Annotated in this window: 27 protein-coding genes; 17 read left to right on the top strand and 10 right to left on the bottom strand. The window is 61.8% G+C overall.

Annotation, left to right across the window (positions count from 1 at the left end; genetic code table 11):
- Positions 1–8 precede the first annotated feature (8 nt).
- The 3 genes from yaaA to V3C85_RS16965 are packed head-to-tail and all read right to left on the bottom strand — an operon-like array spanning position 9 to position 3,203.
- Positions 9–803: a peroxide stress protein YaaA gene (gene yaaA / locus V3C85_RS16975; protein WP_331796578.1), complete on the bottom strand. Its 795-nt coding sequence runs from the start codon at positions 801–803 to the stop codon at positions 9–11.
- A gap of 51 nt (positions 804–854) precedes the next feature.
- Positions 855–2,906: a DNA helicase RecQ gene (gene recQ, locus V3C85_RS16970; protein ID WP_331796576.1), complete on the bottom strand. Its 2,052-nt coding sequence runs from the start codon at positions 2,904–2,906 to the stop codon at positions 855–857.
- Positions 2,907–2,924: 18 nt separating this feature from the next.
- Positions 2,925–3,203 carry a YggT family protein gene (locus tag V3C85_RS16965; RefSeq protein WP_331796574.1) on the bottom strand — a complete coding sequence of 93 codons (279 nt, stop codon included), beginning with the start codon at positions 3,201–3,203 and terminating at the stop codon, positions 2,925–2,927.
- 183 nt (positions 3,204–3,386) lie between these two features.
- On the opposite strand from V3C85_RS16965, the gene V3C85_RS16960 reads away from it, so the two are divergent.
- The 9 genes from V3C85_RS16960 (at position 3,387) to V3C85_RS16920 (ending at position 12,295) form a co-directional block, all read left to right on the top strand.
- The gene (locus V3C85_RS16960; RefSeq protein WP_331796573.1) at positions 3,387–3,929 is read left to right on the top strand and encodes an acyl-CoA thioesterase; all 543 of its coding nucleotides are present in this window, start codon (positions 3,387–3,389) and stop codon (positions 3,927–3,929) included.
- Positions 3,930–4,009: 80 nt separating this feature from the next.
- Positions 4,010–5,344 (top strand): MFS transporter, encoded by a 1,335-nt coding sequence (locus V3C85_RS16955; protein WP_331796571.1) that lies wholly within the window; start codon positions 4,010–4,012, stop codon positions 5,342–5,344.
- The gene (mepA, locus tag V3C85_RS16950; RefSeq protein WP_331796569.1) at positions 5,344–6,231 is read left to right on the top strand and encodes a penicillin-insensitive murein endopeptidase; all 888 of its coding nucleotides are present in this window, start codon (positions 5,344–5,346) and stop codon (positions 6,229–6,231) included. Before V3C85_RS16955 ends, mepA begins: the two co-directional genes overlap by 1 nt.
- Positions 6,204–7,142 (top strand): esterase-like activity of phytase family protein, encoded by a 939-nt coding sequence (locus V3C85_RS16945; RefSeq protein ID WP_331796568.1) that lies wholly within the window; start codon positions 6,204–6,206, stop codon positions 7,140–7,142. The genes mepA and V3C85_RS16945 overlap by 28 nt, the downstream gene beginning before the upstream one ends.
- Before the next feature lie 86 nt (positions 7,143–7,228).
- Complete coding sequence (locus V3C85_RS16940) at positions 7,229–7,849, top strand: queuosine precursor transporter (protein ID WP_445942035.1); 621 nt, start codon at positions 7,229–7,231, stop codon at positions 7,847–7,849.
- 290 nt (positions 7,850–8,139) lie between these two features.
- Complete coding sequence (gene arfB, locus V3C85_RS16935) at positions 8,140–8,562, top strand: alternative ribosome rescue aminoacyl-tRNA hydrolase ArfB (protein ID WP_331796566.1); 423 nt, start codon at positions 8,140–8,142, stop codon at positions 8,560–8,562.
- A complete protein-coding gene (locus tag V3C85_RS16930) occupies positions 8,559–9,812 on the top strand; it encodes an aspartate aminotransferase family protein (protein ID WP_331796564.1) in 1,254 nt (417 codons plus the stop codon). Before arfB ends, V3C85_RS16930 begins: the two co-directional genes overlap by 4 nt.
- Complete coding sequence (locus V3C85_RS16925) at positions 9,809–10,735, top strand: phosphotransferase enzyme family protein (RefSeq protein ID WP_331796562.1); 927 nt, start codon at positions 9,809–9,811, stop codon at positions 10,733–10,735. Before V3C85_RS16930 ends, V3C85_RS16925 begins: the two co-directional genes overlap by 4 nt.
- Before the next feature lie 78 nt (positions 10,736–10,813).
- Positions 10,814–12,295 (top strand): inorganic phosphate transporter, encoded by a 1,482-nt coding sequence (locus V3C85_RS16920; RefSeq protein ID WP_331796560.1) that lies wholly within the window; start codon positions 10,814–10,816, stop codon positions 12,293–12,295.
- On the opposite strand, the gene pncB is transcribed toward V3C85_RS16920, so the two are convergent.
- Positions 12,292–13,584 (bottom strand): nicotinate phosphoribosyltransferase, encoded by a 1,293-nt coding sequence (pncB, locus tag V3C85_RS16915; protein WP_331796558.1) that lies wholly within the window; start codon positions 13,582–13,584, stop codon positions 12,292–12,294. The genes V3C85_RS16920 and pncB overlap by 4 nt on opposite strands.
- 84 nt (positions 13,585–13,668) lie before the next feature.
- The gene (gene pncA, locus V3C85_RS16910) at positions 13,669–14,277 is read right to left on the bottom strand and encodes a bifunctional nicotinamidase/pyrazinamidase (protein WP_331796557.1); all 609 of its coding nucleotides are present in this window, start codon (positions 14,275–14,277) and stop codon (positions 13,669–13,671) included.
- Between the two features lie 100 nt (positions 14,278–14,377).
- On the opposite strand from pncA, the gene trhO reads away from it, so the two are divergent.
- A complete protein-coding gene (gene trhO / locus V3C85_RS16905; protein WP_331796829.1) occupies positions 14,378–15,280 on the top strand; it encodes an oxygen-dependent tRNA uridine(34) hydroxylase TrhO in 903 nt (300 codons plus the stop codon).
- A gap of 22 nt (positions 15,281–15,302) precedes the next feature.
- Here the strand turns inward: trhO and mbfA are convergent, their stop codons facing one another.
- Positions 15,303–16,280, bottom strand: a complete 978-nt coding sequence (mbfA, locus tag V3C85_RS16900; RefSeq protein WP_331796556.1) for an iron exporter MbfA — start codon at positions 16,278–16,280, stop codon at positions 15,303–15,305.
- Between the two features lie 161 nt (positions 16,281–16,441).
- On the opposite strand from mbfA, the gene V3C85_RS16895 reads away from it, so the two are divergent.
- Together V3C85_RS16895 and V3C85_RS16890 are read left to right on the top strand one after the other, a co-directional pair.
- Positions 16,442–16,609 carry a hypothetical protein gene (locus V3C85_RS16895; protein WP_331796554.1) on the top strand — a complete coding sequence of 56 codons (168 nt, stop codon included), beginning with the start codon at positions 16,442–16,444 and terminating at the stop codon, positions 16,607–16,609.
- 45 nt (positions 16,610–16,654) lie between these two features.
- Positions 16,655–17,275: a TetR/AcrR family transcriptional regulator gene (locus V3C85_RS16890; RefSeq protein ID WP_331796553.1), complete on the top strand. Its 621-nt coding sequence runs from the start codon at positions 16,655–16,657 to the stop codon at positions 17,273–17,275.
- On the opposite strand, the gene V3C85_RS16885 is transcribed toward V3C85_RS16890, so the two are convergent.
- The 4 genes from V3C85_RS16885 to V3C85_RS16870 all read right to left on the bottom strand — a co-directional run bounded on the left by V3C85_RS16885 (position 17,272) and on the right by V3C85_RS16870 (position 21,209).
- The gene (locus tag V3C85_RS16885; protein ID WP_445942040.1) at positions 17,272–18,510 is read right to left on the bottom strand and encodes a bifunctional folylpolyglutamate synthase/dihydrofolate synthase; all 1,239 of its coding nucleotides are present in this window, start codon (positions 18,508–18,510) and stop codon (positions 17,272–17,274) included. The two genes, V3C85_RS16890 and V3C85_RS16885, sit on opposite strands and share 4 nt — an antisense overlap.
- A 35-nt stretch (positions 18,511–18,545) precedes the next feature.
- Positions 18,546–19,472: an acetyl-CoA carboxylase, carboxyltransferase subunit beta gene (gene accD, locus V3C85_RS16880; protein WP_331796552.1), complete on the bottom strand. Its 927-nt coding sequence runs from the start codon at positions 19,470–19,472 to the stop codon at positions 18,546–18,548.
- 127 nt (positions 19,473–19,599) lie between these two features.
- Positions 19,600–20,457, bottom strand: a complete 858-nt coding sequence (locus tag V3C85_RS16875; protein WP_331796551.1) for a peptidoglycan DD-metalloendopeptidase family protein — start codon at positions 20,455–20,457, stop codon at positions 19,600–19,602.
- A complete protein-coding gene (locus tag V3C85_RS16870) occupies positions 20,454–21,209 on the bottom strand; it encodes a DUF1624 domain-containing protein (protein WP_331796550.1) in 756 nt (251 codons plus the stop codon). Before V3C85_RS16870 ends, V3C85_RS16875 begins: the two co-directional genes overlap by 4 nt.
- A gap of 190 nt (positions 21,210–21,399) precedes the next feature.
- Here V3C85_RS16870 and ilvD point away from each other — a divergent pair, with 190 nt between their 5' ends.
- From ilvD to V3C85_RS16845, 5 genes are all read left to right on the top strand, one after another.
- Entirely contained in the window at positions 21,400–23,133 is a 1,734-nt protein-coding gene (ilvD, locus tag V3C85_RS16865) for a dihydroxy-acid dehydratase (RefSeq protein ID WP_331796549.1), read from the top strand.
- Positions 23,120–23,707: a hypothetical protein gene (locus tag V3C85_RS16860; RefSeq protein WP_331796548.1), complete on the top strand. Its 588-nt coding sequence runs from the start codon at positions 23,120–23,122 to the stop codon at positions 23,705–23,707. Before ilvD ends, V3C85_RS16860 begins: the two co-directional genes overlap by 14 nt.
- A gap of 141 nt (positions 23,708–23,848) precedes the next feature.
- Positions 23,849–24,622: a DUF6478 family protein gene (locus V3C85_RS16855; RefSeq protein WP_331796547.1), complete on the top strand. Its 774-nt coding sequence runs from the start codon at positions 23,849–23,851 to the stop codon at positions 24,620–24,622.
- A gap of 7 nt (positions 24,623–24,629) precedes the next feature.
- On the top strand, positions 24,630–25,004 hold the full coding sequence (locus tag V3C85_RS16850) for a hypothetical protein (protein WP_331796546.1): 375 nt from the start codon (positions 24,630–24,632) through the stop codon (positions 25,002–25,004).
- A gap of 109 nt (positions 25,005–25,113) precedes the next feature.
- Entirely contained in the window at positions 25,114–26,043 is a 930-nt protein-coding gene (locus V3C85_RS16845) for an AEC family transporter (protein WP_331796545.1), read from the top strand.
- Positions 26,044–26,048 lie beyond the last annotated feature (5 nt).

Raw genomic sequence — 26,048 nt, 5'->3', positions numbered from 1 at the left:
CTTTGGTCTTAGGCGGCTTGTTCGGCCTGGTCCTTGCGGGCGAACACCAAGCGCCCGGTGTCAGAAAGATCTGCGCGAAAGGCATAACCGCCCAGATCAAAACCGCGCAGGTCTTGCGGGTTGGTCAGCCGGTTTTCGCAGATGAACCGCGCCATCGCCCCGCGGGCCCGCTTGGCCCAGAAGCTGACGATCCGCAGATCGCCTGCCTTTTCTTCCATGAAGACGGGCGTAATCACGGGCAGGGAAAGGGCTGATTGATCGACCGCGCCGAAATATTCGACGCTGGCGCAATTGACCAAGGCCCGGGCCTTTTGATCGCGCGCATGTGCGTTCAACATTTTGGCGATTTTGTCGCCCCAAAAGGCATAAAGATCACGGCCCTTGGGGTTTGCCAGCTTGCTGCCCATCTCAAGGCGATAGGCCTGAATGGCGTCAAACGGGCGCAGCAGCCCATACAGCCCCGACAGAATGCGCAAATGGCCGCTGGCCCATTCCAGCCCCTGTGGCGACAGGCTGTCGGCATCAAGGCCGACATAGGTGTCGCCTGCAAAGCAATGCACTGCCGGATAGATTGTGCCCGGTGCCGGTATGTCCGAAAAGGCGGCAAAACGATCTTGGTTCAGCTTGGCCAAAGCCTCGGAAATATGGCTTAGCTTGCGCAGATCATCGACCGAAAGTTTGCGCGCAAGAAGCACCAGCTCCATCGCCTCTTTGCCAAACTGCGGATCAGTCAGATCATGCCCATCGGGCAGGGCGCGCGGGGTTTCGTTCAGTTTCTTGGCAGGCGAAATCACGGTCAGCATCGGCAAGCTCCTTTGTCTGTCATCTAAGGGCCGTGGCCCCCGCGTCCAGAGCTAGAGGGTTTCATCGGCCCGCAGCACGCTGAGAAAGGCATCGCCAAAACGCTCGATGCGGGCGGGGCCCAGATCTGCGACGCGGTCGAGTTCGGGAAGGGTGGTGGGACGGCGCTCGGCGATCTTGCGCAGAATGGCGGGCGACAGGCTCATGGGTTTTTCAGTGCCATCGACACCGCGATACAAATCTTGGCTGGCCCGCGCCAGCCGGTCAAAGACATCGGCGGCCCCGCTGCCCGCAAGGCGCAAACGCACAGGGTGCAGATGCTCGGCCGCGCCGGTGATCACCGCCAGGAACTCGGCCCCATAGCTTTCCAGCTTTTTGGCCCCAACCCCGGTGATCTGGGCCATCTGGTCAAGATTTGCGGGTTTGCGTTCGGCCATTTCAATCAATGTGCGATCGGGAAAGACCACATAGGCGGGCACCGAGGCCGCTTCGGCCAAAGCGCGCCGTTTGGCCTTTAGGGCCGACAGCAAGGGCGCGTCTTCTTCGGAGACCAGGGTTTTTACCGCAACGCGCGGCACCGCATTGGCAATTGTATCGCGGCGCAGGGTGATGCTGGCCTCGCCGCGCAGAATAGGGCGCGCGGCATCGGTCATGCGCAGGGCGCCATGGCGTTCTGCATCGGGGCGCACCAGATCGCGCCCCATCATCTGCCGGAACACCGCCCCCCACGCGGCCTTGGACAGGTCTTGCCCGACGGCAAAGGTGGGCAAGGCATCATGGCCGCGGTCGCGGACTTTTTGCGTGGCATTGCCGGTCAGAATGTCGATCAGATGCCCGGTGCCAAACCATTCGCCTGTGCGCAATATGGCCGACAATGCCTTGCGCACAGCCTCGGTCGCGTCAAACACATCGGCAGGACGGTCGCACAGATCGCAGTTGCCGCATGGGTCAGACGTTTCACCGAAATACCCCAGCAACACCTGACGCCGGCATCCCGTGGCCTCGGCCAGGCCCAGCAAGGCATTCAGCCTGCCGTGATCGGCGGCCTTGCGGTCAGCAGGGGCCAGCCCTTCGTCAATCTGGGTGCGGCGCAGGCGAATGTCGTCGGGGCCATAAAGCGTCAGGGTCTCGGCCGCCGCTCCATCGCGGCCGGCGCGGCCAATTTCCTGATAATAGGCTTCGATGGATTTGGGCAGGTCGGAATGGGCAACCCAGCGGATATCAGGTTTGTCGATGCCCATGCCAAAGGCGATGGTGGCCACCACGATCAACCCGTCTTCACGCTGAAAGCGAATTTCAACATCGCGCCGTGCCTCGGCCTCCATCCCGCCGTGATAGTGGCAGGCGGCATGTCCTGCCTCTCGCAACGCCTGCGCCAGAACTTCGGTGCGGGCGCGGGCGGCGCAATAGACAATACCCGACTGGCCCTTGCGCGCAGCGGCAAAGCGCAGGATCTGGTCGCGCGGCTTGTCCTTGACGGCAAAGGCAAGGTGAATATTCGGCCTGTCGAACCCGCGCAAAAAGGTTTCGGGGGGTGTGCCGTCGAACAGGCGGGTGACAATCTCGGCGCGGGTTTCTTCGTCTGCCGTTGCCGTAAAGGCCGCCAAGGGCACGTTCAGGGCGCGCCGCAGATCACCGATGCGCAGATAATCGGGGCGGAAATCATGCCCCCATTGACTGACGCAATGGGCCTCATCCACGGCAATCAGGGTGCAATTTGCGCGCCGCAACAGGTGCTGTGTCGCGCCAGAGGCCAGCCGTTCGGGCGCCATATACAGCAGTTTCAGGCGCCCTTCCTCAAGGGCCTGAAACACCTCTTCCGTTTCTTCATCGGTATTGCCCGAGGTCAGCGCCCCGGCATCCACACCTGCGGCCCGCAAGGCGCGCACCTGATCGCGCATCAGGGCGATCAGCGGCGAAATTACGACCGTAACGCCATCGCGGCAAAGCGCAGGCAGTTGAAAGCACAGCGATTTGCCGCCACCCGTGGGCATGATGGCCAGTGTGTTCCGCCCCTGTTGAACGGCGCGCACGATTTCTTCCTGCCCCGGACGAAACCCGGGGAAGCCAAAGACACGGTGCAACAGATCGGCAGGATCGGCCATAAAGGGGTCAGGCCCGGGTCACATGCCGCCGGTGACGATCAGCCGCTGCAAAAAGAAGATGCCGATCAGCACGACCAGCGGCGCAAGGTCAATGCCGCCCAGATTGGGCAGCATATTGCGGATGCGCGAATAGATCGGATCAAGCAGATTGTTGATGCCATACCAGATCTGCGCCACCAGCGGCTGACGCAGGTTCAGCACCTGGAAATTGATCAGCCACGACATGATGATATGAATCAGGATGATCCACTGGGCAATCCGCAGGATCAAAAGCACGGTTTCAAGAAGGGCGGTCATCGGGAACTCTCTTTGGGGGCACTCTGACGAGGACGCTAGGGGTTGTGGTATTGGTAACTTGCCACCCCCATAAGGGCAATGGGCTTTGCCCTGGTGCGACGATCAAACCGCCGTGGTTGCCGCCGCGTCGCGCTTGACGTTTGCGTCATTCCGTTGCACGGCAAAGCTGATTGGAGTCGCCCGATGTATCCGTATATTCGCATGATCAAGGAACTGATAAAGTTCCGCAATGCCCCCAAGCTGGGGCTGTTTGACACCCATGTCAGCACCCACCGGATCTGGCCCCTGGATCTTGACCCGTGGATGGAACTGAACAATGGGCGCACGCTGACGCTGTATGATCTGGGGCGCATTCCGCTTGCCAGTCGCATGGGCTTTCGCAAGATCATGTCGGAAAAGCGTTGGGGGATGACCGTTGCCGGCAACACCACCCGCTATCGCCGCCGGGTCAAGTTGTTTGACAAGATCACGATGAAAACCCGCCTGATTGGCTGGGATCAGCGGTTTTTGTATATGGAACAGTCGATGTGGCGCGGCGATGACTGCACGTCGCATATGTTGATCCGGTCGGCTTTGGTGCAAAACAGCATGGGGCGCGCGGGCATTGTGCCGCCGTCAGAGTTGGCCATAGCCTTTGGTCAGCCGCCCGAAAGCCCGGCCTTGCCCGCGTGGGTGCAGGCTTGGGCCGATGGCGATGCGCAAAGGCCCTGGCCGCCCGAGATGTAACGCAGCACGCTTGCGTCGCATCGCCTTTTCGGGCTTGATCGCCACAACAGGCCGATCACAGGCCAAGGGGCGGACAGAGTATGGACAGTGCAAAGAAGCGCATCTGGGGCTGGTATTTTTTTGACTGGGCCAGCCAACCCTATAACACCTTGTTGCTGACCTTTATCTTTGGCCCCTATGTGGTATCGGTCGTGGGTGATGGCACAGCCGCGCAGTCGATCTGGGGCTATGGCATCGGGGTCGCGGGCCTGGTGATTGCCGTCTTGTCGCCGCTGTTGGGGGCCGTGGCCGATAAATCGGGGGGGCGGCTGGCCTTTATCTGGTTGTTTTCCCTGCTTTATGTTCTTGGGTCTTGGATGCTGTGGTTCTCGGCCCCGGCTGATTTCAATGTCTGGTCGGTGATGATCTGGTTCTGCATCGGCCTGATCGGGATGGAATTTGCCACAACCTTTACCAATGCCATGCTGCCCGACCTTGCCCCGCGGGAAGAGTTGGGCAAGATTTCAGGCTCTGGCTGGGCCTTTGGGTATCTGGGCGGCATCGTATCGCTGGTCATCATGCTGCTGTTCTTGGCCGAAGGTCAGACCGGCAAGACGCTGATCGGCCTGTCGCCCATCTTTGGGCTGGATGCCGAGGCCCGAGAAGGCACCCGTGCCGTCGGCCCGTTGACCGCAATCTGGTATGCGGTATTCATGATCCCCTATTTTCTATGGGTGCGAGAGCCACGCAAACCCGATGCTGTCAGCATCCGTCAGGCCCTGCGTGGCGCGTGGCCCGAGTTGAAATCCACCTTGGCCGCCCTGCCATCGCAGAAAAGCCTGTTCAGCTATCTGATGTCGTCGATGTTTTACCGCGATGCACTGAACGGGATGTATACGTTTGGCGGCATTTACGCGGCGGGTGTTCTGGGCTGGCAGACCACGCAAGTTGGAATTTTCGGCATTCTTGCCGCCTTGACCGGCGCGATTTTCGCATGGCTGGGGGGCAAGGCAGACAGCCGTTTCGGCCCCAAGCCGGTGATCATCCTGAACGTGCTGGTGCTGACGGCCGTGGCGGCCTCGGTGGTCATGGTCAGCCGCGAGAGTGTGTTCGGTGTGGTGGTCGGGCCCGACAGTGCCCTGCCCGACATCGCCTTTTATGTCTTGGGTGCGCTGATCGGTGCAGGCGGCGGATCGCTGCAATCGGCCAGCCGCACGATGATGGTGCGTCAGGCCCATCCTGACAGGATGACCGAGGCATTTGGCCTTTATGCGCTTGCAGGCAAGGCCACCTCTTTCATCGCGCCGTTGTCGATTGCCGTGGCGACCGACCTGACCGGAAGCCAACAACTTGGTGTGACCCCGCTGATCGGCCTGTTCCTTATCGGGCTGTTTCTGCTAGTCTGGGTGAAACCGAATGGCGAACAGGTTAAGTGATGATCCGGTTTCTTGCGATTGCGGCCCTTGTTGCCCTTCCCTCTGCTGTGCAGGCTGAAAAGCTGGCGAACAAGCTGCTGGGGGCCAAGACGGTGGCAAGCCAGCAGGCATCCATGCCCATCGGATCATATGCCAAAGGCTGTGGCGCAGGCTTGGTGCAATTGCCCGAAACCGGCCCAAGTTGGCAGGCCATGCGCCTGTCGCGCAATCGCAACTGGGGCCACCCGGAAATGATTGATTTCCTTGTTGATCTGTCACGCACGGCGCAAAATCTGGGTTGGGTGGGGCTGTATATCGGGGATATCAGTCAGCCGCGCGGCGGCCCGATGACCAGCGGCCATGCCAGCCACCAGATCGGGCTGGATGCCGATATCTGGCAACTGCCGCCGAAACGCCTGAACCTTAGCCGGGCAGACCGTGAAAAGCTCAGCTCTATCCCTGTGCGCTCGGCCGATCAAAAATCGGTCACCCAGAACTGGACACGTCAGCATTACGAAGTGATGAAGGCCGCCGCGCTTGACCCGCGTGTTGACCGGATTTTCACGGCGGCCGCCGTCAAGATCGAGATGTGCAAGACGGCCAAGAAATCAGACACCAAGTGGCTGCAAAAAATTCGCCCCATCCAAGGCCACGACACGCATTTCCACGTGCGATTGAAATGCCCCAAGGGCGCGCGGCTGTGTGAAACGCAAAAACCCACGGTTGCGGAATTGTCGAAAGGCGGCAATGGCTGCGACGAGACGTTGATGTGGTGGGTCACCGATTATCTGAACCCGCCGAAACCAACGAAAAAGCCGAAAGATCCGGCACCGCGCAAACGCCATCCGCGCGAGTATACGATGGCCGACCTGCCCAAGCAATGCCAAGACGTTCTCGCTTCGCCCTGACACTGGTGGTGTTCTTCGGCTTAGGTTTGCAAGGCAGTGCTGGTGTCAGTCTGCCGTCAAATCTGGTTGGGGCGTTTCACTGGAAAAACCCGGATAACCTCTTTGGGGGTCTTTCCTCGCTTGAGCTGTCGGCGGATGGCAATGCCTTTACCGCGCTGAGTGACAAGGGCAGCTATGTCACCGGCACCTTTGTCCGCGATGCGCAGGGGCGCATCACAGGTATTCGCAGCCATCCGATGCAGCGGCTGAAATCCGATACCCAGGCACCGCTGGCCGCCACCCGCAATGACAGCGAAGGCTTGGCCATCGCCAAAGATGGCACGGTCTATGTGTCGTTCGAGGGCGTGGCGCGCGTGTTGCGCTATGATCGGATCGACGGGCTGGCGGAAAATCTGCCGCGCCCGCAGGCCTTTGCCAGCTATCCGCGCAACGCCGCGTTCGAGGCTTTGGCCATTGACAGCAAAGGTGTGCTGTACACCCTTCCCGAAGAACTGACAGGCTCGCGCCGGCTGCGACTGTTCACGGGGCAGCCGGGCAACCCAAATGGCCCCGATTTTCCGATCTGGCGGTTTGATGGCGCGACTTGGACCCAGCCCTTTTTTTTGCCCCGCAGTGGAAATTACCTGCCGGTGGGGGCCGATTTCGGCCCGGATGGGCGGTTTTATGTGCTAGAGCGGCAGTTTCGCGGCATCGCAGGCTTTGGCAGCCGCGTGCGGTCTTTCACTGTGGGGGCCAAAGGTCTGGGCGCAGAGCGGGTTGAAATGGAAAGCCCGATTGGCCTGCATGACAATCTGGAAGGCCTTTCTGTCTGGCGCGACGGCACTGGCGCGATCCGCCTGACCATGATTTCAGACAACAACTTTCTGCCCATCCAGCGCACCGAAATTGTCGAATATCGCATCGGGAATTGACTCGGGGCCCGCAGCGGATTAGGGCAGCGCGTCCCCAGGAACGGGGGGCAAGTCTCCGCGACCTTGCATAAAAAACGGATCACATCATGCAAAAACTTCTGCCCGGCATTCTTGCCATGGCCGCCACCGTCGTGGCCTCAAACATTCTGGTGCAACATCTGTTCGGCCAATGGCTGACATGGGGCGCCTTTACCTATCCGATCGCCTTTCTGGTGACAGATCTGACCAACCGCCTTTATGGGGTGCAAGCGGCCCGCAAAGTGGTGCTGGTCGGGTTTGTGACGGGTGTCATCTGTTCGCTGATCGGCACGCAGATCATGGGCGAATTCGGCCCCTTGGTGACGGCCCGTATCGCCATTGGCTCGGGTATGGCCTTTCTTTTGGCGCAACTGCTGGACGTTGCGGTGTTCAACCGTTTTCGTGCCGGCAGCTGGTGGCGCGCCCCGCTTGTCTCGACGCTTGTCGGGTCAACGGTGGACACTGCACTGTTTTTCACCATCGCCTTTTCCGCCACCTTTGTCTTCCTAGAGCCCGGCAATGACGTGTCTTGGGCAGGCGAGGTTTTGCCGCTGTTGGGTCTTGGGCCCGCCGCACCGTTGTGGGTTTCCCTTGCCGTTGCGGATTGGGGGGTAAAGCTGTTGCTGGCTTTGTTGGCACTTGTGCCATTCCGGATAGTTGTCGGCAAATTAGGGGCAAAGATTGCGTAAAAAGGTTTGACAGACACAAAATCTGTGCCAAGTTTACCCTATCGGCAAACTTTTGAAAGGAGGTGATCCAGTGTCTAGAGTGATATTGGAGAGAGGTGTCGGGACAGTCGGGAGGCATGTTTTCTAGGGGCAGCCCTCTAGTCAAACACGCAACTTGATTGGGCCGTTATCCTAACTGGCCCATCTCCTAGAACTCGGAAAGGGTCGTCGTTCATCGGCGACCCTTTCTCGTTTTCACCGGCCAAGCACGGCCCCTTTTCGTGCCGCCCGGCATCGCGTAACGTCACGCCATGTTGCGGATCAATGATGCCATCACCCTTGCCGACTGGGAACTGGTCGAAACCTTCTCGCGCTCGCAGGGGCCGGGGGGTCAGAATGTGAACAAGGTTGAAACGGCGGTCGAACTGCGGTTCGAGGCAGAGCGTTCGCCCCATCTTTCGCCAGCGGTCAAGTCACGGCTGAAGCGTCTGGCGGGGCGGCGCTGGACAACCGAGGGTGCGATCGTGATCCGCGCTGAAGAAACCCGCAGTCAGGCCCGCAATCGCGAACTGGCGCGCGAACGCCTGGCCGAGATGATCCGGCAGGCGCTGATCGCCCCAAAACGCCGGATCGCCACAAAGCCGACCTATGGCAGCCAGTTGCGCCGGCTAAAGGCCAAATCCGTAAGGGGCGAGGTGAAATCAGCCCGTGGCAAGGTGGACCCCGAAGAATGACCGAAAGCCTGACCGACCGCCGCACCCGCCTGATGGGGCCGAATGTGCCAACCTTTTACCGCAGACCGGTGCATATCGTGCGGGGGCAGGGGGTTTGGCTGTGGGATGCGGCGGGAAAGCGCTATCTTGATTGCTACAACAACGTGCCGCATGTGGGCCATTGTCACCCGGCAGTGGTGCAGGCGATCTGCCAGCAGGCGGCTGTTCTGAACACCCACACCCGTTATCACCACGATCTGGTGCTGGATTACATCGAGTCGCTGACCGCGACCCTTGGCCACGATCTTCGTCAGGCCATAATGGTCTGCACCGGGTCAGAGGCGAATGATCTGGCCTTGCGCATGGCGCAGGCGGTAACGGGCAAGACTGGCATCATCGCGACCGACAACACCTATCACGGCAATACCGCCGCCGTCAGCCAACTCTCAACGCGTCGTCCGCCCATCGGGGGGCGCGCAGGGCATGTGCGTCTGGTGCCTGCGCCCGAAACCTCTGCCCCCCTTGGTGGCGATCTGGCCCTGCAAGCGCAGGTTTTTGCGCAGAATGTGGCCGCAGCCATTGCCGATCTGCAAGATGCGGGCCATGGCTTTTCGGGCCTGATGATTTGCCCGGTCTTTGCCAACGAAGGCCTGCTTGCCCCGGTCAAAGGCTTTCTTGACCCTACAGTTGCCGTTGTCCGCAAGGCCGGCGGGCTGATCTTGTGTGATGAGGTGCAGCCCGGTTTTGGCCGGGTAGGCAGCCACTTCTGGGGGCACGATGCCTTGGGCTTTGCTCCTGATGTCGTCACCATCGGCAAGCCGATGGCCAACGGACACCCGGTTGCCGCCTGTCTTGCGCGGCCCGATGTGATGGCCGCTTTTCGCGATGCCTTTGGCTATTTCAACACTTTTGGCGGCAATCCGGTTTCTGCGGCGGCCTGCCTGGCGACCCTTCGGGTGATCCATGACGAAGGTCTGCAACAGAACGCAGCCGCCACCTCGGCCTATCTGCTGGGCCGCCTTTCGGCCCTGCGCCATTCGCGCATCGTGAATGCTCGGGCTGCGGGGCTGTTTTTCGGGCTGGAATTTGGGGGCGAGGGGGCGGGTGATTTCGTGGCGGATCTGGTTGAAGACATGGTCGAGCGTGGCTTTTTGCTGAACCGGATCGGGCGCAACGGGGCCACGTTGAAGATGCGCCCGCCCATGCCCTTTGGCATTGAACATGCCGATCTTTTGGCTGATGCGCTGCAAAGCGCGCTGTCTGCACGATGACCGAGGCCGAAGAAGCCGCAGCCCTGTGGGGCGGGCGCATCCTGCGGCCCCTGCGCCTGCGCGAGAATGAGGTCTATGAGCTGGATCTGGGCGACCGCCGTGCCGCGCTGCGTCTGCATCGGCAAGGCTATCAGTCCAGCGCGGCCATCCGATCCGAATTGTGGTGGTGTTCGCAATTGGGGCGAAAGGGCCTGCCCGTCGCCAGCCCGATTGACAGCCGGGCGGGGGCTGCCTTGGAAACCCTGACCACTGGCCGCAGTGCGTCGGTCGTCACTTGGGTCAACGGCCAGGCCTTGGGCGAGGCGGGTGTGCCACTGGCAGGCACCTTGGCGGAAAAGCTGGCCCAACACCGCGCCTTGGGGGCGCTTTTGGCCCGGATTCACAGCGCCACAGATCTGCTGGCCCTGCCCGAATGGTTTCAGCGCCCAAGCTGGGATCGAAAGGGGCTGGTGGGTGAGGCGCCGTTTTGGGGTCGTTTCTGGGATCATCCAAACCTGAACAGCGCCGAGCATGAGGTGCTGATCGCCGCGCGTCACTGGTTGGATGCAATGCTGCGCCGCTCCCGCTCTCCGCTTGGGCTGATCCATGCAGATGTCTTGCGCGAAAATGTCTTCGTGCAGACGGGCGGGTTGGCCCTGATTGATTTCGATGACAGTGGTTTTGGGTATCGCTGGTATGATCTGGGCACAGTCCTGTCGCAAGATCTGTATCAGCCCGACTATGCGCAACTGCGGGCTGCCCTGTTGCAGGGCTATGGTCAGGTGTTGCCGGTTGATGGCGCAGAGGTTGATGCCTTTACGCTGGCGCGCACTTTGGCATCGGTTGGCTGGGCGGCAACGCGCCTGCCTTTGGATCATCCGGTGCACCGCAGCCATATTGATCGTGCGCTGATGATGTCACGTCGCCTGCTGGGTCTTGGGTAAACGGCTTGCCGCCAAGGGCCCAAATCGCTAGTCAGCAATTGTAACACTGCTGTGACACAATCCTGACAGGCGCATCACATGACAGACGAGTCTTCGACCCCGAATAAGAACCAGTGGAAGACGCTGGACAAAGATCTGGGCCGCATCGTTCAGCTTGAACAAGCCTTGGCTGTGGCGAACCGCCCGGTGATCGCCCTTTCGGTCAGCGTGGTCTTTGTGCTGATCTGCGCGCTGATCGCTGTGCTGTTTGCTGGTGGGGCGTCGTCGTCCTTGGTCATTGTGGTGGCGGCGGCCTTTAGCGCCTATATGGCGCTGAACATCGGTGCAAATGACGTTGCCAACAACATGGGCCCTGCGGTCGGGGCCAATGCGCTGACCATGGGGGGCGCATTGGTGATTGCCGCCGTGTTTGAAACGCTAGGCGCGCTGATTGCCGGTGGAGACGTGGTGTCCACCATTTCAGGCGGCATCGTTGCGCCTTCGGCCGTGGCTGATCCGAATGTCTTTGTCTCGGCCATGATGGCGGCACTGATCTCGGCCGCGCTGTGGTTGAACCTTGCCACCTGGCTGGGCGCACCGGTTTCGACGACTCATTCCATTGTGGGGGGCGTCATGGGCGCCGGTATCGCAGCCGCCGGATTTTCGGCTGTGGCTTGGCCCACGATGGGGCAGATTGCGGCCAGCTGGGTGATCTCGCCCGTTCTGGGCGGCGTGATTGCGGCGCTGTTTCTGGCGTTTATCAAGGCCTTTATCAATGATGTGCCTGACAAGATCACAGCCGCGCGCCGGTGGGTGCCGATCTTGATTGGCATCATGGCGGGCGCTTTTTCGGCCTATCTTGCGCTGAAGGGGCTGAAAAAGATCATCAGCCTTAGCCTGGGTCAGGCCATGCTGATCGGGCTGGTTATTGGCGTGGTCACCACTTTTGTGTCGCGGCCTCTTGTGCATCGCCAATCCGAAGGGTTGGAGAACCGCAAGAAATCACTGAAAAAGCTGTTTGGCCTGCCCTTGGTCTTGTCGGCGGCGCTGCTGTCCTTTGCACATGGGGCGAATGATGTGGCCAATGCGGTTGGCCCGTTGGCGGCCATCGTCCATGCGGTGCAAGACGATGCGACCGGGGCAAAGGTCACCATCCCGTTGTGGGTGATGGTGATTGGCGCTGCGGGCATTTCCTTTGGTCTGGTGCTGTTTGGGCCAAAGCTGATCCGCATGGTCGGGTCAGAGATCACCAAGCTGAATCCGATGCGCGCCTATTGTGTGGCGTTGTCGGCGGCGATCACCGTCATTGTCGCATCATGGCTGGGTCTGCCCGTCAGTTCCACGCATATCGCTGTGGGGGGCGTGTTTGGTGTCGGCTTTTATCGCGAATGGCATGCCGAGCGGCGATCACGCTTGCTTGGCATCGAAAAGGGCAAACCCGTCGCACCCGAGGAGCGCAGCCGCCGCAAACTGGTGCGCCGGGCGCATTTCCTGACGATTGCAGCGGCATGGGTGATCACTGTGCCGGCAACTGCGCTGCTGTCGGCTATCGTGTTCTTTGTGCTGAACGCCTTTGGTTAAACCACGACGTCCATCGCCTTTTGGGGGCCAACCCCGAACACCCGCTTATACCGCTCGATCTGATCAGCCGGCCCCATCGCCTTGTTGGGGTTGTCTGACAGTTTCACCGTGGGGTGCCCATCGGCGCTGACAGCCTTGCACACCAGACTGAACGGGGCCAACCCGTCATTCGGGGCCAGACCACGAAAATCATTGGTCAGCATGGTGCCCCACCCAAAGGAAACCTTGACCCGCCCGACGAACTGGCGATGCAGTTCTTCAATCTTTTCAACATCCAGCCCGTCGGAAAAGATCACCAGCTTTGATGTCGGGTCTTCGCCCCGGTCTTTCCACCACCGAATGGCGATTTCGGCGGCCGTTGCCGGATCGCCCGAGTCGATGCGAATGCCTGTCCAGCTTGCCAGCCAATCGGGGGCGCGCTGCAAAAAGCCTTCGGTGCCATAGGTGTCGGGCAAAATGATGCGCAGATTGCCGTCATGTTCTTCATGCCAATCGGCCAGCACCTGATAGGGGGCCTGGGCCAGTTCCTCATCGGTGCGGGCAAGCGCGGAATAGACCATGGGCAATTCGTGGGCATTGGTGCCGATTGCCTCAACCTCGCGGCGCATCGCGATCAGGCAGTTGGACGTGCCGATGAACTTGCTGCCCAACCCTTCGGTCAGGGCCTGCACGGCCCAGTCTTGCCACAGAAACGAATGCCGCCGCCTGGTGCCGAAATCGGCCAGCTTCAGCCCGTCAATCTGGCGCAGGCTTTCCACCTTTTCCCACAATTTGGTCATGGCGCGGGCATACAGAACCTGCAATTCGAATTTGCCCATGTCTCTCAGAACCGCACGCGACCGCAGCTCCATCAACACGGACAGCGCCGGAATTTCCCACAGCATCACTTCGGGCCATTTGCCCTCAAAGGTCAGCTCATACTGGCCATCATGCTTTTCCAGATGATAGGGCGGCAGTTGCAGGCCCTCGAACCACTCCATGAAATCGGGGCGGAACATCTGGCGCTTGCCGTAAAAGGTATTGCCGCGCAGCCATGTGCTTTCGCCGCGAGACAGGCGCAGGCTGCGGATGTGATCCAATTGCTCGCGCAGCTCGCCTTCGTCGATCAGATCGGCCAGCCGGATGTGGCGCGACCGGTTGATCAGGCTAAAGGTGACATTGGTATCGGGCCGATTGCGAAAGATCGACTGGCACATCAACAGCTTGTAGAAATCGGTATCGATCAAAGACCGAACGATCGGGTCGATCTTCCATTTGTGATTGTGCACGCGGGTGGCAATATCGACCATGTCTGGCTCCTTCGGACGCCCTTTGGTGCCCCAAACCGGCCCAAGGGTGCAAGGGCAGATCGGGCCAGGCTGGGTGATTGGCGGCTAGTCTGCCAGAATTACGCCTGCGGCCTGCATTTGCGCAATTGCGTCGGCCAGTGATCCGTTCATATCAATCGCCCGGCAGGCATCTTGCAGCACCGTGGCCTGAAACCCCAGCCGCGCGGCATCCAGCGCCGAATAGGCCACACAGTAATCCGTCGCCAGCCCGACCAGCGTCACCGCACTGACACCCCGCGTGCGCAAGTAACCCTCAAGCCCCGTGGTCGTTGTCTGGTCATTCTCAAAAAAGGCCGAATAGCTGTCGATCTGGGGACGAAAGCCTTTGCGGATGATCATCTGCCCCAGATCGGTGTGCAGATCTGCGTGAAAGGCGGCCCCTTTCGTGCCTTGCACACAATGCACCGGCCACAGAACCTGCGGGCCATAGGGCATCTGCGTCAGGCTGAAAGGCTGGGCGCCCTGATGATTGGCGGCAAAGGAAGCATGATCGCCCGGATGCCAGTCTTGCGTCAGCACCACCGTGGCAAATTCGGTCATCAGGCGGTTGATGCGCGCGATGATCTGATCGCCCCCGGCCACAGCCAAGGCACCGCCGGGGCAAAAGTCGTTCTGCACGTCGATCACGATCAGGGCTTGGGTCGGGGCGCGCATCACATTCTCCTGTGGCCTTTTCCCTTGGGTAAGCGCCAGACCCCGCCTGCGTCAAGCAAGGCGCTTGAATTCCGCTGTCATTCGCGGCATGGGGCAGGGCATGCTGATCGTCTGTGCGCTTTATCACTTCACCCGCTTTCCCAACCCCGCCGCTTTGCGCGGGCCCCTGATCGATCTGTGCGCGGCACAGGGGGTCAAAGGGTCGCTGCTGCTGGCCGGCGAAGGGGTGAATGGCACCATCGCGGGCACCCGCGCGGGCATTGATGCGGTGCTGGCGCATCTGCGTGCATTGCCCGGCTGTGCCGATCTGGAGTGCAAGGAAAGCTATGCCGCCGACATGCCCTTTGGCCGCATGAAGGTGCGGCTCAAGCGTGAGATCGTGACGATGGGCGTGCCCGATGTAGACCCAAAGGCCCGCGTTGGCCATTATGTCTCCGCCCAGGATTGGAATGCACTGATCAGCGCCCCCGATGTGGCGGTGATCGACACCCGCAACGATTATGAATATGCCATCGGCACCTTTGAAGGGGCGATTGACCCGCAAACCCGCAGCTTTCGCGATTTTCCCGCGTGGTGGCAGGCCAACAAGGACCGCTTTCACAACAAAAGGATTGCGATGTTCTGCACCGGGGGCATCCGCTGCGAGAAATCGACAAACTACCTTTTGTCGCAAGGGGTTGAGGATGTGTTCCACCTGAAGGGTGGCATCCTGAAATACCTAGAGGATGTGCCGCAGGACCAAAGCCTGTGGCATGGCGAATGCTTTGTTTTTGATGGCCGGGTTTCCGTTGGCCATGGCTTGGTTCCGGGCCAGAACGAAAGCTGTGGGGCCTGCCGTCGCGCCGTCACGCCACAAGATCGCCAGCACCCCGATTACGAAAAGGGTGTCTGCTGCCCGGCCTGCGTGGGCGACTACAGCGCCGAAGATCGCGCCCGCTTTCGCGAGCGGCAAAAGCAGATGGATTTGGCGGCAAAACGCGGCGAAAGCCATTTGGGCGGCTAGGCCCCGGTTTTTTCGCCCGCTGTCAGCCGCCCCCGATCAGCGCCCCGGCGGCAAACACCAGCGCGCCCCCCAGCACAACCTGCAAGGCTGCGCGGATGAACGGGGTTTCCATGAACTTGTTCTGAATCCACGCAATCGCCCACAATTCGACAAACACCACGATCATCGCAATCGTCGTTGCCGTCCAGAAATCGGGAATCAGATAGGGCAAGGCATGGCCCATGCCGCCGACCGTGGTCATCACACCGCTGGCAAGGCCGCGTTTCCACGGGCTGCCCCGGCCTGACAGCACGCCATCGTCATGCGCGGCCTCGGTAAAGCCCATGGAAATACCCGCCCCGACGCTGGCGGCTGTGCCGACCAGAAAGGTTGTCCATGTGTCTTGGGTGGCAAAGGCGGTGGCAAAGATTGGTGCCAGGGTCGAAACCGACCCATCCATCAACCCTGCCAAACCCGGCTGCACCCAGGTCAGAATGAACTGCCGTTTGGCCGCGCGCGCCTCTTCTTCGGCGGCATCGCCATCGATATGGGTTTGCACCAGATCGTCCGCCTTGCGCTTGTGCCCGGCCTCGGCGGCCGCCAAATCGCCCAGCAATTTGCGGGTGTCGGCATCAGAGGTGGCTTGGGCGGCTTTCAGGTAAAACGCCTCGGCTTGATGCTCCATCGCCTCGGCCTCGCCGCGGATCGCATCCAGCGACAGGTTTTCCATCAGCCAAATCGGCTTGCGGGCATAAAACCCCGCCACATGTTCACGCCGGATCAGCGGAATGGTTTCACCGAACCGCCTTTGATGCAGTTCGATCAGGCGCTTGCGGTGCTCATCCTCTTCTCGTGCCATACCGTCAAAAACAGCCGCCGAGGCCGCATAATCGGCCCGCAGCCGTTGCGCGTAACTGCGATAGATCCGTGCGTCATCTTCTTCCGAAGAAATCGCAAGCGCCAGAACCTCTTGTTCCGACAGGTCAGAGAAACGGCGGCGGTTGGTCAAAGCTGAAAGCATGGGGCACCTTTTAGAATGGTTCTAACATATTGCATTGGGAATGGGTTGCAAGATATGAGTTTGCCAAAAACTGAACTGATCGGTTCAAATTTGTCTTGCAAAACTGAACCAAACGGTTCAGAAAAGATTCTGAACGAACAAGTTCAAATCAGAGGTTTCCAATGCGTAACGTCCTTCTTGCCCTGACCTTGGTCCTTGCCGGTGCGCCCGCCTTTGCCGGCTCTGTCGCGATTGATCTGCCGCGGCTGACTTGGCCGGCCGATGACACCGTCACCGGGTCCACCAAAGGCTGCGAGCAACCCGCCAGCACCCCATCCGTCTGCAAATAAGCGCGCCGCTTGCCGTTGCCCCCAGACCTGCCCTATGGTCGGCCCATGGATGCAACGGCTTCACAAAAGGTCCGCAAGGGGCGCAAGTTTGATCAGGTGCTTGATGGCGCCCGAACGGTCTTCTTGCGCGATGGCTTTGACGGGGCCTCGGTTGATGACATCGCCCGCGAGGCTGGTGTCAGCAAGGCCACGCTTTACAGCTATTTCCCCGACAAGCGCCTGTTGTTCATGGAGGTGGCCAAGGCCGAATGCCGGCGGCAGGCGGATGAAGCAGAAGAACTGATCAACGATACCGCGCCCGTTGATCAGGTCTTGCGGCTGGCGGCCGAGCGGATATTGGCTTTTATCCTGTCAGATTTTGGCCAGCGCGTCTTTCGTATCTGCGTTGCCGAGAGTGATCGGTTTCCGGGCTTGGGCCACGAATTTTACCATTCTGGCCCGCAGCTTATCCGTGATCGGGTGGCCGAATACCTGCACAAGTCTGTGGCCCGCGGGGTGCTGAAAATCGATGATGTCGATCTGGCGGCGGAACAGTTCTTGCAGCTGTGCAAGGCAGATCTGCACGAACGCCTGATTTTCGGCATGGCCGATTGCTGCACCCCCATCGACCGCAAAAGGGTGATCGAGGGGGCGGTGCATATGTTCATGCGCTGCTACGGCACTTAGCCGTTTTCGCGCAAGATCGCCCCGGCCAGATACAGCGACCCACAGATCAGCACCCGCGCCTGTGGCGCGACGGATATGATCTGTGCCAAGGCCTGCGCCACGCTGTCCGCCGTTTCCGCCGCTATACCAACGGATTGGGCGGCATCACGGGTGGCTTCGGCGGGCAGGGTGGCCTTTTCCCCGGGAATCGAAACGGCATGCAGCCGTGTGACTTGCCCGGCCAGCGGCGCCATATAGCCGCGCACATCCTTGGTGTTCAGCATGCCGCAAATCAGATGTGTCTCACGCTTGGGCATCCGCGCCAGCGTGGCGGCGACGGCCTCTCCGCCCGCAGGGTTATGGCCACCGTCCAGCCAAAGCTCGGCTTGCGGGGCGGCATCCACCAACGGGCCTTGGCGCAGGCGTTGCATCCGGGCGGGCCAAACGGCCGCTGTTACCGCGGCCTCGCAGGCCTCGGGGCCATGGCCCAGATGGCGCAAAGCGGCAATGGCAGCCCCCGCATTCTGAAACTGATGTGGCCCTGGCAGATTGGGTGGCGGCAGGTCAAGCAATCCGTTTTCATCCTGATAGATCAGGCGGTTACGCTCCTCCCACACGGTCCAGTGCTGGCCGTGAACCAGGCTGGGTGCCCCCAGACGGGCAGCGGTGGACTCAATCACCTCAAGCCCGGCCTCGGCTTGGGGGCCGACGATCACGGGCACGCCGCGTTTGATGATGCCCGCCTTTTCCCCCGCAATCTTGGCCAGCGTATCCCCCAAATAGGATTCGTGATCCATGCTGACGGGCGTGATGATGCTAAGCGCAGGCTTTCCCACCACATTCGTTGCGTCCAGCCGACCCCCCAGCCCCACTTCCAACAGGGTGTAATCGGCAGGTGTCCGGGCAAAAGCCAGCAGCGCGGCACAGGTGGTGATTTCAAAAAAGGTGATTTCATCCGGGCCATTGGCCTGAACGCATTCATCCAGCAGCGCAGCCAGCGCCGGTTCGGATATCAGCTCGCCCGCCAGGCGGATGCGTTCGTGAAACCGCGCCAGATGCGGCGAGGTATAGGCGTGAACCCTCAGGCCCTGCGATTCCAGCCCTGCGCGGATCATCGCCTGGGTGCTGCCCTTGCCATTGGTTCCGGCGATGTGAATCACCGGTGGCAAATCGCGTTCAGGGTTGCCAAGCGCAGCCAACAGGCGGTGCACGCGATCAAGGGTCAGGTCGATGACCTTGGGGTGCAAGGTCATCATACGCTCAAGGATCACATCAGAGGAATGAGCCAAGATTATCCTGCCGTTTCAGGGGTGGTTTCGCCCGCGGCGGCCAGATCGGCGGGGGGCGGCAAATCACCTTTGACCGCTGGGGGATGGCCCATCAGCATGCGCAGAATGGTGATCAACTCATCGCGCATCTGTTTGCGATGGGTCACACGGTCCAGCATGCCGTGATCAAGCAGGTATTCCGCGCGCTGAAAGCCTTCGGGCAGTTTTTCGCGGATCGTCTGTTCAATCACACGCGCCCCGGCAAAGCCGATCAGGGCGTTGGGTTCGGCAATCTGCACGTCGCCCAGCATGGCGTAAGAGGCCGTAACCCCCCCCGTCGTCGGGTGGGTCAGCACCACCAAATAGGGCAGCTTTGCCTCTTTAAGCATTTGAATTGCAACGGTTGTTCGCGGCATCTGCATCAGGCCCAAGATGCCTTCCTGCATGCGGGCGCCGCCGGCGGCTGAGAAAAGGATGAGCGGGCGTTTCAGTTTTACGGCGCGTTCGGCGGCGGCGATGATGGCGTTGCCGACATACATCGACATCGATCCGCCCATGAACGCAAAATCCTGCGCGGCCATCACCACCGGGGTGCGGCCCATTTCGCCCTCGGCGACCAGCATCGCCTCTTTCTCGCCCGTGGCCTTTTGCGCGGCCTTCAGGCGGTCGGGATATTTCTTCTGATCGCGGAAATGCAGCGGGTCGGCGACCGGATCCTTGACCTTGACCTCGGTAAAAATACCGCCATCAAACAAAGACTTAAAGCGATCGCGTGGCGAGATGGCCAAGTGATGTTCGCAGTTGCTGCACACATTCAGATTGCCCGCCAATTCGCGGTGGAACAGCATGGTGCCGCATTCGGGGCACTTGGTCCAAAGGTTCTCGGGCACCTCGCGGCGGGAAAACAGCGAGTTGATCTTGGGGCGAACGTAGTTCGAAATCCAGTTCATGCGGGCGGGCCTTTCGGGTTCCGACGGATGCCTTGAGATAGAGAAACAGGCCGAGAATTGCAATCGGCAGGCTGTCACCTGCTGTACAGACGGCGTACACCCCCCGTACAGACGCGCGCAGCCCCTGTCAGCGCGGAATTGCGCTGTCAGGCAGGTGCAGGATCAGGTTCGGATCGGGGCTGATGTCTTGCCAGATATCCCACAGGCTGGCATGGCCCACGCCAAAGAAATTGCCGCCGGTTTGTTCCAGCATGTCGGTGATGATCTGAAAATGCAGATGCGGGGCCCAGCCGCCGTTTTCGGGCCAGTCGCCCAGATCGGCGATATGCTGGCCCGCGCGCACCGTGGCCCCCGATGACAGCAGCCGGGGCAGGCTGCCCCCCAGATGACCGTAAAGCGTAAAGAACGGCACATCGCCTGCCCGGTGTTCAAGGATCAGGGTATGGCCGTAATCCAGCGGGTCGGCATTATAGGCCAGCACATGCACACGGCCCGCATAGGGGGCAAAGACGGGTGTGCCCGCCGGGGCAAAGACATCAATGCCAAGGTGGATCGTCCGACGCTCGGGGCTGGCGGTGTCGGCGAATTGGGGCGTGGCATAGACGGTGCGGTTTTCCCCATAAAGGCCGATGCCGTAATCAACATGGCAGGCCGCAAACCACGGATCAAAGGCGGGGTCGGAAAAGGCGGGCATGTCGGGGTGCTGGCCCGTGGTGGGCAGGGCCAGCAGGCGGGCGCTGGCCGGGTCTGGGTGAAACAGCGGCGTGGGTGGGGTGCGGCGCAGATAGGCGATGATTTCAGCGGCCTGCGGAATGGCCGGGCCCCCCGCTCCCGCGCGCAGGATCGCCGCCAGCAGCCCCTTGTCGATGGGGGCAAGGCGCTGGGCCACCTGCGGCGCCGCGCTGGCCAAAAGCTGCGGCAGATCCTGGGGCGCGACACCAGACTGGCGCAGGGCGGCGTAAAGATCGGGCTGGTCGGGGATCATGGCTTTATCCAAAGGGTATAGGCCCAGACTGCGCCGAACAGCACGGGCTGGTGAATCAGGTAAATCGCAAGGCTGTGCCGCCCCGGCCAGGCCAGCGCATGGCCAAACCGCCCCGGTTGCCAGCGCGCCAGCCGTGCCCAAACCCCCGCGCGTGACATCATTCGCGCCCCGGCGATGCCCAGAAGAACCGGGCAGATCCACGGCAGGATGGGTTCGTAATCCATCGTCACCGGGGTTTGGGTGGACAGGCCCAGCCAGATAAAGGCGGGGGCATCAAACAGGGGCGATCGCAGGTAATGCGGCGCGGCAAAGGCCGCGGCAGCCGTGGCCAGCACCACAAGAAGCGGCAGGCGCAGGAAGGCAAGGCCGATCAGGCTGCCCGCGGCGATCATGTGCAGGATGCCCCAGCGGATATATTGCGCGCCCATCGTGTAATAGGTGGCCAGTGTGACCAGCACGGCCGCTCCGGCGACGATGCCAAAGCGTTTGGCAAAGGGCCGCCAGCGGATCTGCCGTTCATGGGCCAGCCACAGCGACACCCCGGCCAACAGCAGAAAGCTGGAGGCGATGCCGCGGGCGAACCATGGCCAAAAGCCCTGAAAGACAAGGCCGGGCGCGGCATGGCCGAACAGCATCAGGTCAAAGGCGAAATGAAAGACGGCCATGCACAGCAGCGCAAGGCTGCGGGCGTGATCCAGCGCGACGATGCGTTGCGGGGCCGGGTGGCGCGGGGCAGGTTTGGGCGGGGCCATGGGTCTTCTTTGCTGGGCCTGTGGGGCCTTTGGCGCAGGCTAGCCGAGGGCGTGGCAAAGCGAAAGGCCCCGATCTTGTGCGCCAACTTTTCCAAGTCTGCGGGCTTTTCCACGTCTGCGGGGTTGCGCGCCTTGCCCCGTGGGCGCTTCGCCCTTATTCCCAAGGGTGACAATCTGGAAAGGGTTCCCCATGACGAAGCCTCGGTTCGACAAATCACGCCTTCCCAGCCGCCATGTGACCGAGGGCCCCGAACGCGCCCCGCATCGCAGCTTTCTGTATGCGATGGGGCTGACCGAGGAGGAGATCCATCAGCCGCTGGTTGGGGTTGCCACCTGCTGGAACGAGGCCGCACCCTGCAACATCAGCCTGAACCGTCAGGCGCAGGTTGCCAAGCGGGGGGTCAAATCGGCAGGGGGCACGCCGCGCGAGTTTACCACCATCACCGTGACCGATGGCATTGCCATGGGGCATGAAGGCATGCGCGCCAGCCTTGCCAGCCGAGATGCCATTGCCGATACGGTGGAATTGACGATGCGCGGCCATTGCTATGACGCGCTGGTGGGCCTTGCGGGGTGTGACAAAAGCCTGCCGGGCATGATGATGGCGATGGTGCGGCTGAATGTGCCGTCGGTGTTCTTGTATGGCGGGTCGATCCTGCCGGGCCAGTATCAGGGCCGCGATGTGACGGTGCAGGATGTGTTCGAGGCCGTGGGCAGCCATCAGGCGGGCAATTTCAGCGATGCCGAACTGGATGTGCTGGAGCGGGTGGCCTGCCCGACCTCGGGGGCCTGTGGGGCGCAATATACCGCCAACACGATGGCCTGTGTGTCCGAGGCGATTGGCCTTGCGCTGCTGAATTCGTCGGGTGCGCCGGCGCCCTATGAAAGCCGCGATCACTATGGCGAGGCCAGTGGGGCCGCGGTGATGCGGTTGATCGAAAAGAACATCCGGGCCCGCGATATCGTCACGCTGAAATCCTTGCAGAATGCGGCGCGGGTGGTGGCCTGCACGGGGGGCAGCACCAATGCGGCCCTGCATCTGCCCGCCATCGCGCATGAGGCGGGGATCGCCTTTGATTTGTTCGATGTGGCGCAGATCATGCGCGATACGCCCTATTTCGTCGATCTGCGGCCGGGTGGGAAATATGTGGCCAAGGATCTTTATGAGGTGGGCGGCGTGCCGGTGGTGATGAAGGAACTGGCGCGTGCGGGGCTGTTGCATCTGGACTGCCTGACCGCCAGTGGCGAGTCGCTGGGCGAGGCTTTGGACAAGATCACCGGGGCGGCGGATGGGCGGGTGATCTATCCGGTCGAGACGCCGATCACGGCCACCGGGGGGGTGGTCGGGCTGCGGGGCAATCTGGCGCCGGATGGGGCGATTGTGAAGGTGGCGGGGATCAGTGCGGCTGATCAGGTGTTTACCGGGCCTGCGCGGGTGTTTGAATGCGAAGAAGATGCCTTTGAAGCGGTCAAGACGCGCGCCTATCGCGAAGGCGAGGTGCTGGTGATCCGCAATGAGGGGCCTGCGGGCGGGCCGGGGATGCGTGAGATGCTGGCCACGACGGCGGCGCTGTCGGGGCAGGGGATGGGCAAGAAGGTGGCGCTGATCACCGATGGCCGGTTCAGCGGTGCGACGCGCGGGTTCTGTGTGGGCCATGTTGGCCCCGAAGCGGCGCATGGCGGGCCGATTGCCCTTGTGCAGACGGGGGATGTGATCACCATTGATGCGGTGTCGGGCACCCTGAGCGTGGCTGTGCCAGACGATGAACTGGCGGCGCGCAAGGCCGCTTGGGCGGGGCCGCGGCCCACGCAATATGCGTCGGGGGCGGTGTGGAAATTTGCCAAGATGGTGGGCGGCGCCCGGTGGGGGGCTGTGACACATCCGGGCGCGCAGGCGGAGCGACATGTCTATGCGGATCAGTAAAGGGGGCTGGATCGCGCTGGCCCTGGCCCTTGCGGCGTGTCAGCCGGCCAAGGGCCTGCCGACCTTGCCGGCGCTGTCTTTGTTGACACCGACCCAAACCGTCACGGTGCGGGATGGGGCGGTGCGCATTGCCGGGCCCACGGATTACTGCCCCGACCGGTCAAGCCTGCGCGAGACCGAAAGCTCGGCCGCCATTCTGCTTGGGCGTTGTTCGGCCGAAAGCGAAGCCCCGCCTGCGGTGCTGACCGTTTCGGTGGGCGCGCGGGGCAGCTCTGGTGTGATGACGGCGGGCGGTGCCGCGCTGGCGGCGTTCCTGGCGTCAGAGACCGGGCGTGCCTCGGTCAGCCGCAGGGGGCGGGCCGGGGATGTGACCATCGGCACGGCGCTGATGGCAGAGGGGGTGTTTCTGGCCCGGATCGAGGACAAGGCGGTAGGCAATTACTGGCGGGCGATGCTGCCCGTGGCCGGCTATCTGGTGTCGGTCAGTGCGACGGGGCCGAACCTGCCCCCGCCCGAGGGCCGCAAGCTGGTTGAGGCGGCGGCCAAAGCCTTGCAACGGGCGAACCGGCCTTAGGCGCAAGGTGGGCGGACGCGCTGACCCCACGCAAACATCCCAGCAAGGGGGTGGAGTCTTAACCCGTTTGCGGCAATAAAGGAATCGTTTCCAGGCTGTAAACAATGGCCTTGGGGTTTGGGGAATGTTTCGGATGCGTGAATGGCTCGCTCTTTGACCGACTGGATGGACCAGTTCTTGCAAAAACGAGTCCAACGGCGCTGGGCATCGTTGGCCGAACGTGCGCCGCAGATGGATCTGGACGCCCTGCGCAGTTTGCGCAGCCGCGCGCGCACGATGCGGCGGCATCTGGACAGGGTGCTGCATCAGGCCGAACACCGCCTTGCGCTGCCGGTGATCGGGTCGAACGCCATTCGCAAACCGCTTGGCACCGATTGGACGTGGCGGCCTGATCTGTGGCGCGGCCCCATTCCCGTGCCGGGCTTTTCATCGGTGCCGGGCCGGGCGGTTGTGTGTGACGGGGCGACGGTGTTTCACGATTGCCGCCGCAGCGAATTGACCGTGCGCCAGATCCGCAACACGCGAGAGGCCGATCTGGCGCCCTTTGGTTTTCGGATGGATGTGTTCCGGTTTGACGGATCGTTCCTGAGCCTTGTGCTGGATCTGCCACCCGGCGCGGCCGAAGGGTTGAAGCTGCGGCATCTGATCCGGCTGGATGTGATCGTCGAGATGGAAAAGCCGCTGGAGATTTTCGCGCGGCTGAACATCAAGCATGGCCCCAATGTCGAACAGATCGTGCGCGAGCTGCCCTTGGGCGATGAGGATGTGATGGTTGAGTTCGACCTTGCCTATACCAAGGTGAACGAGCGTCGGATCGAGCGGCTGTGGGTGGACCTGATTTTTGAGGGGCCGGAAATGAACCAGATCATTCTGCGGGATGTGACGCTAAGCCGTCGCCCGCGGGCGGAATTGTGAGGCGGCGATGCAGGAGATGAAGCTGACCAAGACGCGCATTCGCGCCGGAATGTGGGAAGGCGTGCTATCGGGCAGCGAAACCCGCCCCGAGTTGGAAGTGCTGCTGCTGGAGCGCCCGATGCCGGGCCTGCGGATAGAGCCTGTCACCGGGCGCGATGGCGAATGGGCCGTTCAGGTGCCGATTCCGGCCGAGGTGCTGACCGATGGGGTGCAGACGTTTCTGATTCAGAACAAGCCGTCGGGCGATACGCTGGCGCATTTCACCATCATCACCGGGGTGGCGATGGAAGATGACCTGCGCGCCGAGGTGGATTTGCTGCGCCAAGAGCTGGATATGCTGAAGCGCGCCTTTCGCCGCCACTGTCTGGAAACCATGGCCTGAGGCCTGTGCGGTTGGCGGGGCGGTTTGCGGGGCGTTTCCGGCTGCGGCGGCGGGTTGAACCGGGGGGCGGAACGTGAAACGGTCGGGCCAGTTAATCGCGGGCTGACCGATGCTGCCGATCCTTCTGAAAACGCTTCCCTTCTTTGCGCTGATCGGCACCGGCTATCTGGCCGGGCGCAGCCGGTTTTTCAGCCCCGAGGCGACGGCGGCCCTGACGAAATTCGTGTTCTATTTCGCGCTGTCGGCGATGCTGTTCCGTTTTGCGGCGAATCTGTCGCTGGGGGCGGTGTTCGACTGGAATTTCGTCTTGGCCTATCTTTCGGGCTGTCTGGTCGTTTACGCGCTGGCAACGGCGGTGGCGCTGTGGCGGCGCGTGTCGGTGGAAGAGGCGGCGGTCGAGGCGCAATGCGCGGTGATCGGCAATGTCGGCTTTCTGGGGGTGCCGATGCTGGTTCTGCTGTTGGGTGAGGCGGCGGCGGGCCCTGTGCTGCTGGTGCTGGCGATTGATTTGATCGTGTTTTCCTCGGTGATCACGCTGGTGATCACGGGTGTGCGCGAAGGGCGGATGAGCCTGGGCATTTTGCGCGTGCTGGGGCTGGGCTTGCTGAAGAACCCGATGATCGTGTCGATCGTGCTGGGGCTGGCCTGGGGGGCGACGGGGTGGCCGGTGCCGGGGCCGGTGAATGATTTTCTGGGCACTTTGGGCGCGGCGGCCACGCCGGGGGCGCTGTTTGCCATTGGCGCCTCGCTGGCGGGGCGCAGTGCCGAACGGGTGCAGGTGGCGGGCTGGTTGGCCTTTTGCAAGCTGGTGCTGCATCCGGCGGCGGTGGCCGTGGCGGCGCTGGTTGTCTTTCAGGTCGAGCCCTTTGCCGCATCGGTGATGATTGCGGCTGCGGCCCTGCCGGTGGCGGGCAATGTCTATATTCTGGCGGCCCATTATGGGGTGGCGCCGCAACGGGTTTCAACGGCGATCCTGCTGTCAACCGCGGCCTCGGTGCTGACGGTGACATGGGTGATCGCCATGGTTCATGGAGGATAAGCGCA

This window comes from Pseudotabrizicola sp. L79, from assembly GCF_036553525.1.
Lineage (GTDB): Bacteria > Pseudomonadota > Alphaproteobacteria > Rhodobacterales > Rhodobacteraceae > Pseudotabrizicola.
Note: the sequence above shows the minus strand (reverse complement) of the source record. Positions and strands in the feature narration are given on the sequence as shown.

What these genes read in the sequence shown, in the direction of transcription:
- V3C85_RS16875 (WP_331796551.1), bottom strand. Translation starts at nt 20,457, where the DNA reads ATGATCCCCGACCAGCCCGATCTTTACGCCGCCCTGCGCCAGTCTGGT.
- V3C85_RS16920 (WP_331796560.1), top strand. Translation starts at nt 10,814, where the DNA reads ATGACAGACGAGTCTTCGACCCCGAATAAGAACCAGTGGAAGACGCTG.
- accD (WP_331796552.1), bottom strand. Translation starts at nt 19,472, where the DNA reads ATGAACTGGATTTCGAACTACGTTCGCCCCAAGATCAACTCGCTGTTT.
- V3C85_RS16925 (WP_331796562.1), top strand. Translation starts at nt 9,809, where the DNA reads ATGACCGAGGCCGAAGAAGCCGCAGCCCTGTGGGGCGGGCGCATCCTG.
- V3C85_RS16870 (WP_331796550.1), bottom strand. Translation starts at nt 21,209, where the DNA reads ATGGCCCCGCCCAAACCTGCCCCGCGCCACCCGGCCCCGCAACGCATC.
- V3C85_RS16945 (WP_331796568.1), top strand. Translation starts at nt 6,204, where the DNA reads ATGCCAAGACGTTCTCGCTTCGCCCTGACACTGGTGGTGTTCTTCGGC.
- V3C85_RS16895 (WP_331796554.1), top strand. Translation starts at nt 16,442, where the DNA reads ATGCGTAACGTCCTTCTTGCCCTGACCTTGGTCCTTGCCGGTGCGCCC.
- yaaA (WP_331796578.1), bottom strand. Translation starts at nt 803, where the DNA reads ATGCTGACCGTGATTTCGCCTGCCAAGAAACTGAACGAAACCCCGCGC.
- pncA (WP_331796557.1), bottom strand. Translation starts at nt 14,277, where the DNA reads ATGCGCGCCCCGACCCAAGCCCTGATCGTGATCGACGTGCAGAACGAC.
- recQ (WP_331796576.1), bottom strand. Translation starts at nt 2,906, where the DNA reads ATGGCCGATCCTGCCGATCTGTTGCACCGTGTCTTTGGCTTCCCCGGG.
- V3C85_RS16960 (WP_331796573.1), top strand. Translation starts at nt 3,387, where the DNA reads ATGTATCCGTATATTCGCATGATCAAGGAACTGATAAAGTTCCGCAAT.
- ilvD (WP_331796549.1), top strand. Translation starts at nt 21,400, where the DNA reads ATGACGAAGCCTCGGTTCGACAAATCACGCCTTCCCAGCCGCCATGTG.
- V3C85_RS16940 (WP_445942035.1), top strand. Translation starts at nt 7,229, where the DNA reads ATGCAAAAACTTCTGCCCGGCATTCTTGCCATGGCCGCCACCGTCGTG.
- mbfA (WP_331796556.1), bottom strand. Translation starts at nt 16,280, where the DNA reads ATGCTTTCAGCTTTGACCAACCGCCGCCGTTTCTCTGACCTGTCGGAA.
- V3C85_RS16860 (WP_331796548.1), top strand. Translation starts at nt 23,120, where the DNA reads ATGCGGATCAGTAAAGGGGGCTGGATCGCGCTGGCCCTGGCCCTTGCG.
- V3C85_RS16965 (WP_331796574.1), bottom strand. Translation starts at nt 3,203, where the DNA reads ATGACCGCCCTTCTTGAAACCGTGCTTTTGATCCTGCGGATTGCCCAG.
- V3C85_RS16890 (WP_331796553.1), top strand. Translation starts at nt 16,655, where the DNA reads ATGGATGCAACGGCTTCACAAAAGGTCCGCAAGGGGCGCAAGTTTGAT.
- V3C85_RS16955 (WP_331796571.1), top strand. Translation starts at nt 4,010, where the DNA reads ATGGACAGTGCAAAGAAGCGCATCTGGGGCTGGTATTTTTTTGACTGG.
- V3C85_RS16885 (WP_445942040.1), bottom strand. Translation starts at nt 18,510, where the DNA reads ATGATGACCTTGCACCCCAAGGTCATCGACCTGACCCTTGATCGCGTG.
- arfB (WP_331796566.1), top strand. Translation starts at nt 8,140, where the DNA reads ATGTTGCGGATCAATGATGCCATCACCCTTGCCGACTGGGAACTGGTC.
- V3C85_RS16930 (WP_331796564.1), top strand. Translation starts at nt 8,559, where the DNA reads ATGACCGAAAGCCTGACCGACCGCCGCACCCGCCTGATGGGGCCGAAT.
- mepA (WP_331796569.1), top strand. Translation starts at nt 5,344, where the DNA reads ATGATCCGGTTTCTTGCGATTGCGGCCCTTGTTGCCCTTCCCTCTGCT.
- V3C85_RS16845 (WP_331796545.1), top strand. Translation starts at nt 25,114, where the DNA reads ATGCTGCCGATCCTTCTGAAAACGCTTCCCTTCTTTGCGCTGATCGGC.
- trhO (WP_331796829.1), top strand. Translation starts at nt 14,378, where the DNA reads ATGCTGATCGTCTGTGCGCTTTATCACTTCACCCGCTTTCCCAACCCC.
- V3C85_RS16850 (WP_331796546.1), top strand. Translation starts at nt 24,630, where the DNA reads ATGCAGGAGATGAAGCTGACCAAGACGCGCATTCGCGCCGGAATGTGG.
- V3C85_RS16855 (WP_331796547.1), top strand. Translation starts at nt 23,849, where the DNA reads ATGGCTCGCTCTTTGACCGACTGGATGGACCAGTTCTTGCAAAAACGA.
- pncB (WP_331796558.1), bottom strand. Translation starts at nt 13,584, where the DNA reads ATGGTCGATATTGCCACCCGCGTGCACAATCACAAATGGAAGATCGAC.